Genomic DNA, 1479 nt, shown 5'->3' with positions numbered 1-1479 from the left:
TTTTCACCTTTCCCTCACGGTACTGTTTCACTATCGGTCGCTAGGGAGTATTTAGCCTTACCAGATGGTCCTGGCAGATTCATACGGGATTTCTCGTGCCCCGCACTACTCGGGATCCGTCTCGGAGAGAGCACATTTTCGGCTACAGGATTGTTACCTTCTCTGATGGGCCTTTCCAGACCTCTTCACCTAATATGCTCCTTTGTAACTCCATGTGAGACGTCCCACAACCCCTAACGCACAAAGTGCGTTAAGTTTAGGCTAATCCGCGTTCGCTCGCCGCTACTGACGGAATCACTTTTGTTTTCTCTTCCTCAGGGTACTTAGATGTTTCAGTTCCCCTGGTCTGCCTCTTCATTCCCTATGGATTCAGGAATGAGTGACTGCCCGTTACGACAGCCGGGTTTCCCCATTCGGACATCCCCGGATCAAAGCCTGCTTACGGCTCCCCGAGGCATTTCGTCGTTCGCCACGTCCTTCTTCGGCTCCTAGCGCCTAGGCATCCTCCGTGTGCCCTTACTAGCTTATCCTCGCTCTTGTTTTGCTGTTCCCTCCCGTTAAGCTTCGCTTAAAAGTCGGTCACACCAAAACATTCGCTCGCGCAAGAATAATATGTTGATTCGCTCCGTACGCTATCGCGTAAAAGTCGCTCATCCAAAATATATCCTCGCTAAACATCTAGTATAGGTTGTGATACTTGCGTATCACCAATATCTACACTTGCATTGCCTTAACACTTTTTCGCTATCCAGTTTTCAAGGAACAATTCATTTTGTTTCACCATCGATTTGATGGCGAAAATTATCTTACCACATCGTTTTTAAAAATACAACTGGAAGTTATCTCCATTATGATGTGACTGGGATTAAAAAAGGCTAATACTTGGAGTATCAGCCTACCCGGCTTGGCAACGTCCTACTCTCCCAGGACCCTTCGGTCCAAGTACCATCGGCGCTGGAGGGCTTAACGTTCGTGTTCGGGATGGGTACGCGTGGTTCCCCTCCGCCATTGTTACCAAACCAGATGTGAAACGCTTCTCGAACGATTTCGCCAAAAACCGTTCCAGCGTTTGTTTGTTGAAAGGTGCTTGACCCTTCAAAACTGAACGCGAGCGAATAAGTTAATTGGTATGGATGATCCNCAATTCCGACTTCATGCAGGCGAGTTGCAGCCTGCAATCCGAACTGAGACCGGCTTTGATAGGATTCGCTCCACCTCGCGGCTTCGCTTCCCGTTGTACCGGCCATTGTAGCACGTGTGTAGCCCAGGTCATAAGGGGCATGATGATTTGACGTCATCCCCACCTTCCTCCGGTTTGTCACCGGCAGTCATCTTAGAGTGCCCATCCGAAATGCTGGCAACTAAGATCAAGGGTTGCGCTCGTTGCGGGACTTAACCCAACATCTCACGACACGAGCTGACGACAACCATGCACCACCTGTCTCCTCTGTCCCGAAGGAAAGGCACATCTCTGCGCCG

Annotated in this window: 3 rRNA genes; all 3 read right to left on the bottom strand. The window is 49.9% G+C overall.

Features of this window, described 5'->3' with window-relative positions:
- Positions 1 to 530: ribosomal RNA gene (locus ACFPXP_RS01390) — 23S ribosomal RNA — on the bottom strand; the annotation flags it as partial.
- 372 nt (positions 531 to 902) lie between these two features.
- A 5S ribosomal RNA gene (gene rrf, locus ACFPXP_RS01385) occupies positions 903 to 1019 on the bottom strand.
- Positions 1020 to 1026: 7 nt separating this feature from the next.
- A 16S ribosomal RNA gene (locus tag ACFPXP_RS01380) occupies positions 1027 to 1479 on the bottom strand; the annotation flags it as partial.

The sequence above is a fragment of the Marinicrinis lubricantis genome, from assembly GCF_042658665.1.
Taxonomy (GTDB): domain Bacteria; phylum Bacillota; class Bacilli; order Paenibacillales; family KCTC-33676; genus Marinicrinis; species Marinicrinis lubricantis.
The sequence above is the reverse complement of the archived record's forward strand: the minus strand, read 5'-3'. Positions and strand labels throughout refer to the sequence as shown.